The following is a 14,793-nucleotide window of genomic DNA, read 5'->3' as shown; positions in this document are numbered from 1 at the left end:
ACATGCTACTGCCAGTTCAACGGCCAGGGAAGGCATTCACGCTCAGGATTCAGCGAAAGCTGTCGAGCACTCCGGTGGTTCGCCAGGCAAGACCGGTGCGAGTGCCGATGTCCTCCAGTTCCTTGATCAGAGGCACCAGCGGCTCGTGACGGCCCATCTCACCATGCTCGATGATCGCCTCCACCACCGCGACCACTGCCGTGCACCCCAGGGTGGTTGACGCATGATGAAGCTCCCTGGCCTCACCGACCAGCATGTCGAAGTCCCTTTCTTCATGGGCCGTGTAGAGCCTCGCGATGCGAGCAGGAAAGCGGGCCAGGTAGCCGCGTACCATGCGCTCCAGAGCATCCGCCGAGACCATCGAGCGCAGCTCTTGAAGCGTCGTTCGCGACAGCAGGTCGGCACTGGCGACTCTTTCTTCCGTCGCCGTCTGGGTGGGCGCGGAGGCCCCTTCGTGGGCGGATGTACTCGGCGGCGTCCAGAAGTTTTCGTCGGGGTCGAGGGAGGGATAGACCCGAGAGGGAAAGCGACCAAGCACCTGGCCTAGATCCTGACGCGTGAAAGGCTTGCCAATCAGGTCATCCATCCCCGCCTCGCGGCTGGCCCGGCGATGTTCCGGCAGAACGTTGGCCGTCACCGCGATGATCGGCAGCCGAGCGTCGTCGTCGCCATCACCACGGTGGATCGCCGCTTCCCGCTCGCGCCAGCGCCGGGTCGTCTCCAGACCATCCATGACCGGCATCTGCAGATCCATCAGCACCAGATCGAAGTCACGCTGTGACAGCGCCTGCAGCGCTTGCTCGCCGTTGGACACGACTTCGCAGGACTGGCCCAGGCGGGCCAGCATACTGGCCACCAGCTCCCTGTTGAGAAGGTTGTCGTCCACCACCAACACATGGTGCGGCGCCAGCGGCGCCGGGGCAGACGCCACCTCGACCTTCTCCTCTTTCTGATCGCTGGCCGGCAAGGGAAGTTCGAACCAGAATCTGGAACCGCTGCCCAGCTGGCTGTCCACCTTGAGGTCGCCCCCCATGGCGCGCACCAGGCTACGTGCGATGGGCAGGCCAAGACCGGCACCGTCATGACGCCTGGCCATCACCGGATCGGATTGTTCGAAGGGCTCAAAGATGCGCTCGACATCCAGCTGAGATATCCCGCACCCGGTGTCGTAGACGACGAAGGCAATGCGCTGATCCTGGGCACAGGAAACCCTCAACATCACGAACCCCTGGCGGGTGAACTTGAAGGCGTTGTTCAACAGGTTCTGCAGTACCTGGCGCAGCCGATGCTGATCTCCTTCCACGCAAGCGGGCAGGTCCGGGGCCAGGCGCATCAGAAACTGCACATCGCCCAGGCGTTGCGAACGATAGCCCAGGGTGGTCTGGTCGAGCATATGGCGCAGCGCAAACAGTTCGCGCTCGACCTCGATCCGGCCGGTCTCCAGCCGCGTATAGTCGAGCACATCGTTGATCACCGAGCGCAGTCCCGTCGCGCTGGCCTCCAGGCCTTCGATATGACGCTTGCCCTGATCGCTCAGGGATTCGTCGCGCAGCAGATCGGTCATGCCCATGACGCCACTGAGCGGAGTGCGCATCTCGTGACTCATGATCGCCATGAAATCGGACTTGGCGCGACTGGCGTTCTCGGCACGCTCCACCGCTTCCTTCAGTGCTCGCGACTGGGCCTGCAGCAACTCCGCCTTGAGGGTGTGGGCACGCCCCTCACGCATCAGCGCCAGCACCAGCACGGTACCGGTCACCATGATAAGCACGATGCAGGCCAGTACGACACCATACAGACGCAGCATCGACTGGGTATCTCGGGTGCGCAACTCGGCCACACTGGCCTTGTGTTGCAACAGCATATCGCGACTGACGTTCTGCAACTGCCCCAGGGTCTGCTTGAGTGCATCCCTGTCGTCGTCGAGCAGGCGTCCCCCCTGCTCCAGAGGCTCGACTCGCCCCCCCAGATCGTCGATCAATTGCTCCGCGCGCCGATACAGTTCCTGGGAGGCACTGGTCTGACGCAGAAAGTCCCGAGTCTGCCCCTGACGCAACAAGTCGCTTCGTCCGTGCAGAATCTCGTAGTCGAGGACCAGGCTATCGATATCATCCGCGCTGACCTCGGCGGCCTGAATGCGCATTTCGCGCACCATGCGATCGAACTGGTAGAGGTTCCAGGTGACGGTATCGAGGATGCGATGCTGCAATTCCTGCTGCCGATCGAAGGTCAGGCCTCCCGCCACCAGTGCCGCGACAAAAAACAGCACCGTTGCGGTGGCCGCCACCCTCGAGCGATACGGCAGTTTCAGCATAATCTGACCTCGGCCACCGGCGGCTCAGTGGACATCGATGGACTCCACCTGCCAGACGGACCGCGTCAGGTAGACAGCGTTGTAAATTTCAGGATGCTGATCAAAGGGATAAATCACAAACAGGGGCCCTTGATTGCGCACTTCCAGGCGCTCGCCATCGCGCCACATCGCCAGCACAAGGTTGAAGGTCGAGGCATCCTGCACCGGAACCGACGCCACGAAATCGTTCAATGCGGAAACACGCAGCTCGGTACCGCGCGCCTGGACCGCATCGAGCAGCCCCTCGAGCAGAGGCCCCCGATAGACAGAGGCACCGTCAAACCAGGGGAGATGGGTCGTGATCGTGCCCTGGGGTAACGCCTCGAGCATGTCGCGGTCGAACCAGGCCTGATCACCGACATTGGTGACCCCGATGTCACCGGACACCTTCAACAAAGGCGTGCCCGAGGGCGGTTCGAGCGCCATCGACAGGGGCGACGCCAGTGTCAGCCCCAGGACCATGAGTCGCCAGCAATATCTCACATCTCCCCCTATGGCCTCCTGCTTGGGCGTGGAAGCAATCTTCGCTTATATGCTGAATCAGCTACCGATGATGTGAAAAGAGTAAAGCAAAAGACACAAACCGTCACGTTTAGAAACCTGAAGCGCCTCTCTACTACCCTTCCATGGTGAAAGACGACCCTCGGGAGACACCAGTCGACACGGACGCGTCTACCCACCAGGCAACAATGGCGTGCTGTTCTCGCAACGTCATGGATGTTTCATGGCCTTGTCATGACCACGCCCTGAACGGTGTGTTCCGTCCTATAAAACCACGTCTCAAACCCCTGTTTCGACCTGCCCTCCCACCAAGTGGTCTCCTACGCGTGCCGAAGCACATATCCTTGCTGGCTTGCCAGCCGGCCATACCAGGATAAGACCGCTTCGGGCCCTTGCGCACGCTACCAGATCACAGCACGCATCCTCACTAGCCTGCCGGCCGGCTATACAAGGACAAGTGCACTTCAGGTACTTGCCCACGCTACCAGATCACAGCACGCATCCTCGCGAACTTGCCAGCCGGCCATACAAGGACAAGTGCGCTTCAGGTACTTGCGCACGCTACCAGATCACAGCACGCATCCTCGCTAGCCTGCCGGCCGGCACTACAAGGACAAGTGCGCTTCAGGTACTTGCGCACGCTACCAGATCACAGCACGCATCCTCGCTAGCCTGCCGGCCGGCCATACAAGGGCAAGGCCGCTTCAGGTACTTGCCCACGCTACCAGCGCCAACTGCTGCGGGCCACGGCGTCGTGGGCGTGCAGGCTCTCGGCATGGATCACCTTCTGTTCGAAGCCATCGATCCCCGGGATGGTCATCAGGCAACCATGCACACGACGTGCGGCGTCCTCGCAGAACATCAGGTTCTGCCCGTTGGCCAATGCAAAGGCCTGTTCGTCGGGACGCTTGACCGCGGTCTGCAGCGCCGTGCCCAGGCTCTGCTCCACCCTGTCGATGACTTCGACCATGGGGACGTCCTCGACCTCGAGGCCCAGCCTGAGCGCCATGATCACCTGGCTGCGCTGGCTGTGAGGCGTCGCCACGATCCCCGACTCCTGCCCCAGCCAGCGGTGCACCTCATCACGGGCCGGATGAGGCTCTGCGGCAAAGTCACGGTTGAACTGTTGCTGGATCAATTGACGCGCCAGCGCCGCGGAACAGGGGCAAGTGGAGGAATAGCCCACCTCCAGACGCAGGACTACCGACCGCTGGCCACCTCGTTGCTCGACTTCAAGGTGAAAGGGATAGGCCTTCCAACCAGCCAGGTCACTGACCAACGCCGGACGCTTCAACAGCAAACGTCCCTCGAGAGACAGACTGGCAGACCGGGAGAGACCCTCGTGACTGTCGAGAAAGCGCGCCAGGCAGGCGTCCAGTCGAGGCAACGTCAGCGCTTCTTCGGTCAGGTCGTCAAGCGCCAGGTACAACCTCGACATATGAATCCCGCGGGCCTCCGGGGCGTCAAGACTGACCCCTGCGTTCACCCTGGCTTCGATCCGCTGTCCCGCCAGCTCGACGGGCAGCGCGATGCCCTCCATGCCGACCCAGTCCAGGGCGACGCCCTGGCTCACCTGCTGCACGGCCACATCCGACAGCCTTTGTGGATCGTCGATGGGCTCCCTCCCCCGGGCGTCTGTGTCGCTGACCGTGTCGTTGACCGTATCGCTGACTGTGTAGTTGACGGCCTGGCTGGCCTCGATCTGTGCGTCATTCATCCTTTCACCGCCGGTTCAGTCTGATAAAAAACTACGTTATAACATAACATTAACAACGACTGCATTCGGACATCCTGCTCTACCATCAGCACGCAGCAGCGCGACCGAGCACCCGTTCACAGCGCGGCGAGCCGCGCCATTGCCGGCTCGCACCTCGTATCAGCCCAGCACCTCGTATCAGCCCAGCGCCGGCGCTTCGGCCAGCTCTGCCGCCAACCAGTCGGCCAGATCATTTGCCAGCGGATGGCGCGCCCCCCTAGGCCCGGCAGCCAGTTCCAGCACCAGGCAGGCGTCGGTGGCGACAAAGCCCCAAGGCGCCACCAGGCGCCCTGCGCGCACGTCCTCTTCCACCAGGTAGTCCGGCGCAATGCCGACCCCAAGCCCCACCAGGGTCGCCTCCAGCAGGTAGTTGAGGTGCTCGAAGCCCTGGCCCATCGTCAGCCGCTCCGGCGCGATCCCCTGGCGGCGACTCCAGTCGCCCCAGGCGGAGGGACGTGAACGGGTATGCAACAGCGCTTGGCCGAGCAGTACCCGCGGGTCGGGCGGGCTTGCTGTAGCCCCGCCGGACCGATGCAGCTCAAGCTCACGACTGAGCACAGGACCGATGCGCTCCTGCCCGAGGATACGGGTGACCTCGCCCGGCGGCTCCCCTTCCGGCAAGCGCTGAAAGCGCAGCACACCATCGACCCCGGATAGCGTCGCGACACCTTCCTCACCGGCGGTCAGATGCAACTCCAACTGCGGCAGAGCCTGCTTCAACCGGGCCAGTCGAGGAATGAACCAGCGCGCCAGGAAGGAGCCTGGGCAGCTCAGCACGAAGGGCGACTGGACGCTGGTGCGAGCGACCTCGGCGCAGACCCGTGCCAGGGCGCCAAGATGGAATCCGGCGGCGTCGGCCAGCTCACGGCCGGCATCGGTCAGTCTCAACCCCCGCCCTTCCTTCTCGACCAGGGCAACCCCCAACTGGTCCTCGAGCAGCTTGATCTGACGACTGACCGCACCATGGGTCAGGTGCAGCGAGGCCGCCGCCCGCGACACGCTACCGTGGCGCCCCAGCGCCTCGAAGGCCCTGAGCGCCCTGAGCGAGGGCAACGGGACGTCCTGGTTGTGCGATGTCATGGCGAGCGTCTCTCCCGGCTTGGCATGGGGTGTCTTGTCTTAGCTCGTCTGGGCCTGGTGTGCCCCGGCGCCCAGAGGTCAGCTGATGGTGCCACCGCGTGCCGTGCGTGCGGACTTCCGGGGCACGGCTCACGGCCGCGTTCGGGACCACAGTGAAGGGCCGAGTGGTCTTGCAGTCCCTCAACTGGTGAGATTTTCTCACACATCCTGGCTGTTATTTCGATTTTTTCCGGCCTTATGCAGCGCTACGCTGCTGTCCATGCCATTCGGGGCGCAGATCGCGCCTGGTCAGCCTTGGAGCCCGTCATGAACCAGCAACGCCCAACTCCCAGCCTCCGTCACGGACCCGACCCTCGTGGTTTCTTCGGTGACTTCGGCGGTCGTTTCGTGGCCGAGACCCTGATGCCGCTGATTCTGGATCTCGAGCAGGAATACGACGCCGCACGCCAGGACCCGAGCTTCGCTGACGAGCTGGCCTCGCTGTCGGCCGACTACGTCGGACGCCAGAGTCCGCTGTACTTCGCCGAGCGCCTGACCGAGCATCTGGGCGGCGCGCGCATCTATCTCAAGCGCGAAGACCTGATGCACACCGGCGCCCACAAGATCAACAACGCCCTCGGCCAGATCCTGCTCGCCCGTCGCATGGGCAAGCGTCGCATCATCGCCGAGACCGGCGCGGGCATGCACGGTGTGGCCACCGCGACCGTCGCCGCGCGTTTCGGCATGGACTGCGTCATCTACATGGGCAGCACCGATATCCATCGCCAGCAGCCCAACGTCCAGCGCATGCAACTGCTGGGCGCCAAGGTGATTCCGGTCACCGCCGGCGACGGAACCCTCAAGGACGCCATGAACGAGGCGCTGAGAGACTGGGTCACCAACGTCGACTCCACCTTCTATATCATCGGCACCGTGGCCGGCCCCCACCCCTACCCAGCGCTGGTGCGCGACTTCCAGTCGGTGATCGGGCGAGAGGTGCGCGACCAGATCACCGCCAAGGAAGGACGCCTGCCGGATTCGCTGGTCGCCTGTATCGGCGGCGGCTCCAACGCCATGGGCCTGTTTCACCCCTTCCTCGACGACCCTGAAGTGGCGCTGGTCGGCGTCGAGGCGGCCGGCGAAGGCCTCCACACCCCACGCCATGCGGCCAGCCTCAAGGGTGGACGTTCCGGCGTGCTGCACGGCAACCGTACCTTTCTGCTGCAGGACGACGAAGGCCAGATCAGCGACGCCCACTCCATCTCCGCCGGCCTCGACTACCCCGGCATCGGACCCGAACACGCCTGGCTGCATGCCATCGAGCGCGCCGAGTACGTGGCGGCCACCGATCGTGAGGCGCTGGACGCCTTCACCCTGCTGTGTCGCAAGGAAGGCATCATCCCGGCGCTGGAGTCTTCCCACGCCCTGGCCGAGGTGATCAAGCGCGCCCCGCGACTGCCGGCGGATCATCTGATGGTGGTCAACCTGAGCGGCCGCGGCGACAAGGACATGGCCACCGCCACCGAATGTCTTGCCGATGAACTGGGCCTGGGAAAGCCCGACCAGCAGGACTGACACCCCGGATTCCAGGAGAGAGACCATGACCACGACCACTACCGCCGAGGGGCGCCTCGCACGTCGCTTCGCCGAGACTCGCCAGCAGGGACGCGCCGCCCTGGTGACCTACATCGCCGCCGGTGATCCCGACTATGACACCAGCCTCGCGACTCTCAAGGGCCTGGGCGAGGCCGGCGCCGATGTGATCGAACTCGGCATGCCGTTCACCGACCCCATGGCCGACGGCACCGCCATCCAGCATGCGACCCGCCGGGCGCTGGATGCCGGCCAGACCATGGACAAGACCCTCGAGATGGTCCGCCAACTGCGTCGGACCGATCAACAGACACCGGTCGTGCTGATGGGCTACTACAACCCCATCTACGCCCGTGGCGTGACACGCTTTCTCGATCAGGCCAAGGCTGCCGGCGTCGACGGTCTCATCGTGGTCGACCTGCCGCCGGAACATGACGACGAGCTGTGCCTGCCTGCCAATCAAGCCGGGCTCAACTTCATTCGTCTGGCGACCCCCACCACCGATGCCCGACGCCTGCCGGGGGTGCTCACCAATACCTCGGGCTTTCTCTACTACGTCTCGAGCAACGGGGTCACCGGCGGTGCTGCGCCAAGCGCCGAACGCGTGCAACAGGAGGTAGCCCGCATCCGCGAGCACAGCGATATTCCCATCGCCGTCGGTTTCGGTATTCGCACCGCCGCCCAGGCCAGAGAGATCGGCGCCTTCGCCGACGGCGTGGTGGTAGGTTCGGCGCTGATCGATGCCCAGGCCAGCGGCGACACTCCCGCCGAAGGTACCCAAGCCGTGCTCGAATTGACGCGCGAGCTGGCCCAGGCGCTGACCGGCGCCCGCTAAGCCCTGGCAAAGAACCCCGGTCAAGAACCCCGGTAAAGAACTCCTTATCGCGTGATCCCGGTACAAAGGCCCTGTCGGCGTCTGCTCGACAGAAAGACGCCTCGAGGAGACTCACGCCAGGCCTTGCGCCAAGCCACTCCCGGGAAGCCTCTCTTCCCCACGCAAGCCCCGCCGATCAGGCGGGGCTTGCTGCCACCGGGCCGAACATCTCCCCGACCCAGTCAATATTTTCAGCGGACACCTGGAATGCAGCCACACCATCTATGCAACTGCTGATCCATGCCAGATTCTTACTGCTGATATCATGCTTAAGTCGAACCGTTGGGTGTGGCCGACGGTGATAGAATCGCCCTCCTTCCGGCCACAAGCCGACGCCCATCCGTCCTGACGCGACGGTCGATGCACACTCCACGCTTCGAGACCAGAGCCATGTCCACCTCCTTGAGCGCCCCCTTCAAGGCGCTGAATCGTCTGGGGCTGATCCCTCAGATCGTGATCGGTATCCTCTGCGGTATCGCCGTCGCCACCCTGTCCCCCGAGCTCGCCGCCTCGGTATCGCTGCTCGGCCAGGTATTCATTTCGGCCTTGAAGGCGGTCGCCCCGGTGCTGGTCTTCGTGCTGGTGATGGCCGCCATCGCCGGCCATCAGCGCGGCCAGCCGACCCAGATCCACAGCGTACTGGTGCTGTATCTGATCGGCACCCTGGTGGCGGCGCTGGTGGCAGTAGTGGCCAGTTTCGCCCTCCCCACCGAACTGACCCTGAATACCGCTCAGGCCAGCGGCAATCCGCCAGGCGGCGTGGTAGAGATCCTGCGCAACCTGCTATTGAGCGCCGTGGCCAACCCGGTCAGCGCATTGATGAACGCCAACTTCATTGCCATCCTGGTGTGGGCCGTCAGCCTCGGCCTGGTGCTGCGCAGCGCCAGTGCCGCTACCAAGGGCATGATCGAGGACCTGTCCCAGGCGGTATCGACCCTGGTGCGCTGGGTCATTCGTCTGGCACCGCTGGGTATCTTCGGACTGGTCGCCGGCACCCTGGCCGAAGCCGGAATCGGTGCGCTGCTGGAGTACGCCCAACTGCTGTCGGTGATCGTCGGCTGCATGCTGTTCGTCGCCCTGGTGACCAATCCGCTGATCGTCTTCCTGGCCACTCGCCAGAACCCTTATCCGCTGGTCTTCAGCTGTCTGCGCGGTAGCGCCATCACCGCCTTCTTCACCCGCTCAAGCGCAGCCAACATCCCGGTCAACCTGGAGCTGTGCAAGCGTCTGAAGCTGGATGAGGACACCTACTCCATCTCGATCCCGCTCGGCGCCACCATCAACATGTCCGGTGCCGCCATCACCATCAGCGTCATGACCCTTGCCACCGCCCATACCCTGGGCATCAGCGTGGACTTCGTCACCGCCCTGCTGCTGTGCGTGGTCTCCGCCCTGGCCGCCTGCGGCGTCTCCGGCGTGGCCGGTGGCTCGCTGCTGCTGATTCCCATGGCCGCCAGCCTGTTCGGCATTTCGGCCGACGTGGCGATGCAGGTGGTTGCTATCGGCTTCGTCATCAGCGTGGTCCAGGACTCCACCGAGACCGCCCTCAACTCTTCCACCGATGTGCTGTTCACCGCCGCCGCCAGCCGCAGGGGCGAACTGAGCGACTGACGCCCAGAGGCGCTGCCGCGCTTGCTCATCTCCTGAAACAACAGCTCTCCTGAAACAACAGCGAGCCCCTCTCACCAAAGGGTGAGAGGGGCTCGCTGCGTTGTTCGAGCGGGCGACGACACCACGTCAGCCAGCGATGACCTCCGGGTGATACCGCGAGGCGATCGTCACCAGGCGCTGCATGGTCTCGCCACTCGGTGGCGCCACTCCTGCCAGCGGATAGTGCTCTCCCAGCTCCTGCCACTTGTACTCGCCAAGTGCGTGATAGGGCAGCAGCTCGATACGCTCGACGTTGTCCATGGTCTCGACGAACTCCCCCAGCAGGTGCATGGATGCCTCGCTGTCGGTAAAGCCAGGCACGATCACCTGACGAATCCAGGTGGGCTTGCCGATCGCCGCCAGATGACGGGCAAAGGCCAGGGGACGGCGTCGGGGGATACCGGTGAGCTCGCGGTGCACGCCCTCGTCGAGATGCTTGAGATCCAGCAGCACCAGGTCGGTGGCGGCAAGCAACTCGTCGAGGACCTCATCGTAGTGGCAGACGTAGCCATTGGTGTCGAGGCAGGTGTGCATGCCCTCGGCCTTGGCCGCCTGAAACAGGTCGCGCACAAACGCCGGTTGCAGCAGCGCCTCGCCGCCGGTGCAGGTGATGCCGCCCCCAGACGCCCGCATGAACGGCAGATAGGTTCTGGCTTCGGTGAGTATCTCGTCCACCGTCACCTCACGTCCGCCCTGGCGATCCCAGCTGTCGCGGTTGTGGCAGTACTGACAGCGCATCACGCAGCCCTGCAGAAACACCAGAAAGCGAATGCCTGGGCCATCCACGGCACCACAGCTCTCCAGGTGATGGAGACGGCCAGTGATCATCATCAGGACTCCTAACGAAAAGGGGCTCCGGGAGACACCCGGAGCCCGGAAAGGGACCGCTGTCGCGGCCCCGGGCGAGACGACTGTCGGCTCAGAGCGTTTCGGTGAAGGTCCGGGAGATCACGTCGCGCTGCTGTTCCGCGGTCAAGGAGTTGAAGCGCACCGCGTAGCCGGACACGCGGATGGTCAGCTGAGGATACTTGTCCGGATTGACCACGGCGTCCTCGAGCATCTCGCGGTTGAGCACGTTGACGTTCAAGTGCTGGCCGCCTTCCTGACGCTCGCTGTGGTGGAAGTAACCGTCGAGCAAGCCGGACAGGTTGCTGCGCTGGGCGCCCTCGTCCTTGCCCAGCGCCCTCGGCACGATGGAGAAGGTATACGAGATCCCGTCCTTGGCGTGGGCGTAGGGCAGCTTGCCCACCGACGTCAACGAGGCCACCGCACCCTTGGTGTCACGCCCATGCATGGGGTTGGCACCCGGTGCGAAGGGCTCGCCGGCGCGACGACCGTCCGGCGTGGTGCCGGTCTTCTTGCCGTAGACCACGTTGGAGGTGATGGTCAGCACCGACTGGGTCGGCTCGGCGCCACGGTAGGTATTGAGCTTGCGGATCTTGTTCATGAAGGTCTCGACCAGCTCGCAGGCGATATCGTCGACGCGCGGATCGTTGTTGCCGAAGCAGGGGTAGTCACCCTCGATCTCGAAGTCCACCGCCACGCCGTCAGGATCACGCACCGGGCGCACCTTGGCGTACTTGATCGCCGACAGCGAGTCCGCCGCCACCGACAGCCCGGCGATGCCGCAAGCCATGGTGCGCTTGACGTCGAGGTCGTGCAGCGCCATCAGCGCCGCCTCATAGCTGTACTTGTCGTGCATGTAGTGGATGGCATTGAGGGCGGTCACGTACTGGCGGGCCAGCCAGTCCATCAGGCCATCCATGCGTGCCCACACCTCGTCGAAGTCGAGCACCTCGGAGGCGATCGGCTCACTCCTGGGGCCGACCTGGATCTTCAGCTTCTCGTCGACGCCGCCATTGATCGTGTAAAGCAGCGTCTTGGCCAGGTTGGCCCGGGCACCGAAGAACTGCATCTGCTTGCCGATCACCATGGGAGACACGCAGCAGGCGATGGCGTAGTCGTCGGAGGCGAAGTCCACGCGCATCAGATCATCGTTCTCGTACTGGATCGACGAGGTATCGATGGACACCTTGGCGCAGTAACGCTTGAAGCCGTCGGGCAATTGCTCAGACCACAGCACCGTGAGATTCGGCTCCGGGCTCGGACCCATGGTGTAGAGGCTATTGAGGAAACGGAAGCTGGTACGGGTGACCAGGGTGCGTCCGTCAAGCGCCATCCCGCCCAGGCATTCGGTGGCCCAGATCGGGTCGCCGGAGAACAGCTCGTCGTACTCAGGGGTGCGCAGGAAGCGCACCATGCGAAGCTTCATGATGAAGTGATCGACCAGCTCCTGGGCGCGGGCTTCGTCGATCACGCCTTGGCGCAGGTCACGCTCCAGGTAGATATCGAGGAAGCTGGAAGTACGTCCCAGTGACATGGCGGCGCCGTTTTGCGACTTCACTGCCGCCAGGTAGCCAAAGTAGGTCCACTGGATGGCCTCCTGGGCGGTGGCAGCCGGGACCGAGACGTCGAAGCAGTACTTGGCGGCCATTTCCTTGAGCTGGCCGAGTGCACGATGCTGCTCGGCGACTTCCTCGCGCAGCTGGATCACCGCCTCCAGGTCCTCGCCCTGTTCGAAGCGCTGCTGCAGCGAGGCAAACTGCGCCTGCTTGTCACGCATCAGGAAATCGACACCGTAAAGGGCGACCCGGCGGTAGTCACCGATGATGCGTCCACGACCGTAGGCGTCCGGCAGTCCAGTCAGCACCCCTGACTTGCGACACTTGAGGATGTCCGGGGTGTAGACATCGAACACCCCCTGATTGTGGGTCTTGCGAAATTCGGTGAAGACCTTCTTGACCTGAGGATCGAGTTCACGACCGTAGGCCTGGCATGAGCCCTCCACCATCTTGATGCCGCCGTTGGGCATGATCGCCCGCTTCAGCGGCGCGTCGGTCTGCAGTCCAACGATGGTCTCGAGACGCTGATCGATATAGCCGGCGTCATGAGCGGTGATGGTCGAGACCAGCGAGGTGTCGAAGTCCAGCGGTGCATGGGTGGCGTTTTCCTTCTTGACGCCTTCCATCACAGTGTCCCATAGCTCGCGAGTGCTGGCCGCCGGCTCGCTGACCAGGAAACGCTCGTCACCCTCGTAGGGGGTCACGTTGGCCAGCAAGAAGTCTCGTACGTCGACGTCCTTCTTCCACTCGCCCCCGGCAAACCCTTCCCACGCTTGCGCGAATTGCTCTTTCATCGACTTGCACCTCAACAGAGTAAATGACAACGCTAGTCCTGCATGCTGAGCGACGGCCATCCCTCGGAGATGGCAGCCGGCCCGCCTGTTCGGTGGCAGCAGCGGTCGCCGCATCGGAGGCGGCGGGTGTGCTGCACGCTTCTCGATCGGCGAAAAAACACCTGCCCTCGAGAGCACAATTCGACCTTAGCAGTAGTCCCGTCGCCCCTACTTGACCCGCATCATGGCGCCACAGGACAGCGATACAGCGCGAGCGAAGCGGCCAAGAAACCTGTACCAGGCCAATTTCGCGCGGCGAGGACGGCCGCCTGCGCTATGCTGACAAGGGCATACGTAGGCCTGAGCCCTGTCCCACCGCTGGGTGCCCGTGATGAACAGCTTTCCCACGCTTCTGGAGTACGGTCTGCCAGGCTTCGCCGTGGTGCTGCTGATCCTCGGCTACCACCTGCTCAACAAGACCCACACCCTGTTGCTCAATGAGCGCTCTGGCGAGACCCGAGAGGGCACCGAGTTGCGCATTCGCTATCTGCAGGAGATCTCCAAGAACGCCAGGCTGTTCATGGCGCTGAGTCTGCTGTTCTTCGTCGGTGGGCTGGCCATGGCGATGATGAAACCCTCGAGCCAGGTCAATCTTTCCATCGCCCCGCCCGAAGGCGTGCTGCCGGTCATCCGTCTGCAGGAGCGGGACATGCCGCTGGATGGCCGGGGCACGGTCGTGCTGAAGGTCCAGGACGACAATGTGCTGCGCATCTTGAACAACGATCTGCACGGCCGGCTGATCGCCATCGAGCAGGAGCGCGACGCCTTGAAGAGCCAACTGGCCGACGTCATCGCTGCAGCGGAGCGAGATTCTCCGCAGGTAGGCTTCTAATGAAGAACAGGCAGGGCGCCTTGGCGTCGCGCGCGATGGCGACAGACCTGGCCGGGCCAGCGAAGGGAAAACGACGGCGCCAACCCACGTCTACGATAAACGCCCTGCTGATCGTGCTGCTGAGCGTCGGGGTGGCGTGGCCGGTGGTTGCCCAGCAGGCCCCGCTGTCCAGGGCCAAGGCGCTGTTGCAGCAGGGTGACAACCAGGCCGCCCTGCGCGAACTACGCCCTCTGCTCGAAAGTCCTGATCCGCTGGCTCGGATGGAAGGCTTGAACGCCCAGGGCTGGATTCTCTATCGGGAAGGCCGCCACGCTGACGCCTCAGCGCTGTTCGAGCAGGCACTCAGGGCGAGTCAAGGTCATGACGGCTTGCGTGAGGTGCGCCTGAAGACCCTCAACAACGCCGGCATCAACGCCTTTTCCGCCGGTGAGCTCGACAAGGCTCGAAGCTACTTCGAGGCCGCCCTGGCCCTCGGCAGCGACGTGGCCCCGCGCTACCTGACCATCATCGCCCGCCAGGCGCCCATGCAGTCGGCCCAGCAGCAGGTCAGCGCGGGACGTGAAAAGCGCATCGAGCGCGACTTCGAGGGCGCGGTGGCCGACTACACCCGGGCGCTTGCGATCGATCCGAACAACAACGACGCCCTCTCCTATCGTGGCTACGCCTACTACCGATTGGGCCAGTACGACAATGCCCGAGCCGATATCGAGGCGGCCCTGGCGAGTTCTCCCCAGCGGCTGGACGCACTGATCAACCTGCTCAAGGTGAGCTGCGCCAGCGGCGATGACATCGATGCGGTGCTCAAGCGCCGAGGTCACGCCATCCAGCGCCAGCGCGAGGCCATGCTCGACGACAGGGAGCTTCAGCGCCAGTGCCCCGACCTCTTCGCCAGCCTGAAACGCTGAACAACCGCCATCGGCGCGGCAAGAACGACGCCTTG

Annotated in this window: 11 protein-coding genes; 5 read left to right on the top strand and 6 right to left on the bottom strand. The window is 63.9% G+C overall.

The annotated features are described in order from the left end of the window. Positions 1-49 precede the first annotated feature (49 nt). From NH448_RS13190 to NH448_RS13175, 4 genes are all read right to left on the bottom strand, one after another. On the bottom strand, positions 50-2,314 hold the full coding sequence (locus tag NH448_RS13190) for an ATP-binding protein (protein ID WP_045993781.1): 2,265 nt from the start codon (positions 2,312-2,314) through the stop codon (positions 50-52). 24 nt (positions 2,315-2,338) lie between these two features. After that, the gene (locus NH448_RS13185; protein ID WP_045993782.1) at positions 2,339-2,815 is read right to left on the bottom strand and encodes an oxidoreductase; all 477 of its coding nucleotides are present in this window, start codon (positions 2,813-2,815) and stop codon (positions 2,339-2,341) included. 760 nt (positions 2,816-3,575) lie between these two features. Continuing rightward, positions 3,576-4,571 (bottom strand): GTP cyclohydrolase FolE2, encoded by a 996-nt coding sequence (folE2, locus tag NH448_RS13180; protein WP_253028874.1) that lies wholly within the window; start codon positions 4,569-4,571, stop codon positions 3,576-3,578. A 177-nt stretch (positions 4,572-4,748) separates the two neighbouring features. Next, a complete protein-coding gene (locus tag NH448_RS13175) occupies positions 4,749-5,690 on the bottom strand; it encodes a LysR family transcriptional regulator (protein WP_045993783.1) in 942 nt (313 codons plus the stop codon). 306 nt (positions 5,691-5,996) lie between these two features. On the opposite strand from NH448_RS13175, the gene trpB reads away from it, so the two are divergent. The 3 genes from trpB to sstT all read left to right on the top strand — a co-directional run bounded on the left by trpB (position 5,997) and on the right by sstT (position 9,747). Next, positions 5,997-7,244 carry a tryptophan synthase subunit beta gene (gene trpB / locus NH448_RS13170; protein ID WP_045993784.1) on the top strand — a complete coding sequence of 416 codons (1,248 nt, stop codon included), beginning with the start codon at positions 5,997-5,999 and terminating at the stop codon, positions 7,242-7,244. A gap of 25 nt (positions 7,245-7,269) precedes the next feature. Next, entirely contained in the window at positions 7,270-8,097 is an 828-nt protein-coding gene (gene trpA / locus NH448_RS13165; RefSeq protein WP_045993785.1) for a tryptophan synthase subunit alpha, read from the top strand. A 429-nt stretch (positions 8,098-8,526) separates the two neighbouring features. After that, positions 8,527-9,747: a serine/threonine transporter SstT gene (sstT, locus tag NH448_RS13160; RefSeq protein ID WP_045993786.1), complete on the top strand. Its 1,221-nt coding sequence runs from the start codon at positions 8,527-8,529 to the stop codon at positions 9,745-9,747. 126 nt (positions 9,748-9,873) lie between these two features. On the opposite strand, the gene pflA is transcribed toward sstT, so the two are convergent. After that, complete coding sequence (pflA, locus tag NH448_RS13155; protein WP_045993787.1) at positions 9,874-10,617, bottom strand: pyruvate formate lyase 1-activating protein; 744 nt, start codon at positions 10,615-10,617, stop codon at positions 9,874-9,876. A gap of 88 nt (positions 10,618-10,705) precedes the next feature. Next, the gene (gene pflB / locus NH448_RS13150) at positions 10,706-12,982 is read right to left on the bottom strand and encodes a formate C-acetyltransferase (RefSeq protein WP_253028873.1); all 2,277 of its coding nucleotides are present in this window, start codon (positions 12,980-12,982) and stop codon (positions 10,706-10,708) included. Positions 12,983-13,352: 370 nt separating this feature from the next. Between pflB and NH448_RS13145 the strand changes: the two genes are divergently transcribed. Then, entirely contained in the window at positions 13,353-13,853 is a 501-nt protein-coding gene (locus NH448_RS13145; RefSeq protein WP_045993789.1) for a hypothetical protein, read from the top strand. After that, positions 13,853-14,758 carry a tetratricopeptide repeat protein gene (locus NH448_RS13140; RefSeq protein ID WP_045993790.1) on the top strand — a complete coding sequence of 302 codons (906 nt, stop codon included), beginning with the start codon at positions 13,853-13,855 and terminating at the stop codon, positions 14,756-14,758. Before NH448_RS13145 ends, NH448_RS13140 begins: the two co-directional genes overlap by 1 nt. The last annotated feature ends 35 nt before the right edge of the window (positions 14,759-14,793 follow it).

The sequence above is a fragment of the Halomonas sp. OfavH-34-E genome (genome assembly GCF_024124525.1).
In the GTDB taxonomy this organism is placed as follows: domain Bacteria; phylum Pseudomonadota; class Gammaproteobacteria; order Pseudomonadales; family Halomonadaceae; genus Halomonas; species Halomonas litopenaei.
Note: the sequence above shows the minus strand (reverse complement) of the source record. Positions and strands in the feature narration are given on the sequence as shown.

Excerpts from the sequence above, each read along its gene's own strand:
- NH448_RS13190 (WP_045993781.1), bottom strand. The coding sequence starts at position 2,314 with ATGCTGAAACTGCCGTATCGCTCGAGGGTGGCGGCCACCGCAACGGTG.
- NH448_RS13185 (WP_045993782.1), bottom strand. The coding sequence starts at position 2,815 with ATGGTCCTGGGGCTGACACTGGCGTCGCCCCTGTCGATGGCGCTCGAA.
- folE2 (WP_253028874.1), bottom strand. The coding sequence starts at position 4,571 with ATGAATGACGCACAGATCGAGGCCAGCCAGGCCGTCAACTACACAGTC.
- NH448_RS13175 (WP_045993783.1), bottom strand. The coding sequence starts at position 5,690 with ATGACATCGCACAACCAGGACGTCCCGTTGCCCTCGCTCAGGGCGCTC.
- trpB (WP_045993784.1), top strand. The coding sequence starts at position 5,997 with ATGAACCAGCAACGCCCAACTCCCAGCCTCCGTCACGGACCCGACCCT.
- trpA (WP_045993785.1), top strand. The coding sequence starts at position 7,270 with ATGACCACGACCACTACCGCCGAGGGGCGCCTCGCACGTCGCTTCGCC.
- sstT (WP_045993786.1), top strand. The coding sequence starts at position 8,527 with ATGTCCACCTCCTTGAGCGCCCCCTTCAAGGCGCTGAATCGTCTGGGG.
- pflA (WP_045993787.1), bottom strand. The coding sequence starts at position 10,617 with ATGATGATCACTGGCCGTCTCCATCACCTGGAGAGCTGTGGTGCCGTG.
- pflB (WP_253028873.1), bottom strand. The coding sequence starts at position 12,982 with ATGAAAGAGCAATTCGCGCAAGCGTGGGAAGGGTTTGCCGGGGGCGAG.
- NH448_RS13145 (WP_045993789.1), top strand. The coding sequence starts at position 13,353 with ATGAACAGCTTTCCCACGCTTCTGGAGTACGGTCTGCCAGGCTTCGCC.
- NH448_RS13140 (WP_045993790.1), top strand. The coding sequence starts at position 13,853 with ATGAAGAACAGGCAGGGCGCCTTGGCGTCGCGCGCGATGGCGACAGAC.